At 55.1% G+C, this 254-nt stretch carries 1 protein-coding gene; it reads right to left on the bottom strand.

All coding sequences use genetic code 11. From position 1 onward, the window contains the following. A partial coding sequence (locus tag QP442_RS08525; protein WP_285069808.1) for a hypothetical protein occupies positions 1 to 254 on the bottom strand: 254 nt, incomplete at both ends.

Below are 254 nucleotides of genomic sequence, written 5' to 3'. Positions count from 1 at the left end.
TCCCGGTCGAGCCGATTTCTCCGTTGCCGGTATGCGTCTTCTTCGTCCTCGGCTTTGCGTTGCCATGTGCGAGCCTCTTTCAAGAGTTGCAGTTTGCGTTTCGCGTCCGATTCGCGCGTTGAAGCGCTACGCGCGGCTTTCTCTTTATTTTGGTATTCGCGGATTCGAGCGCTGCATTCAGCCCGGAGGTCCTGTCGGTGTGCTTGCTGTAGTGCCTCTTGTTCAAAGTAGAAGTTTGCTGTTCTGCCCTCGAA

Origin of the sequence: Pauljensenia sp. UMB1177 (assembly GCF_030217965.1) — a bacterium.
In the GTDB taxonomy this organism is placed as follows: Bacteria; Actinomycetota; Actinomycetes; order Actinomycetales; family Actinomycetaceae; genus Pauljensenia; species Pauljensenia turicensis_A.
This window is presented reverse-complemented; position numbering and strand designations above follow the sequence as displayed.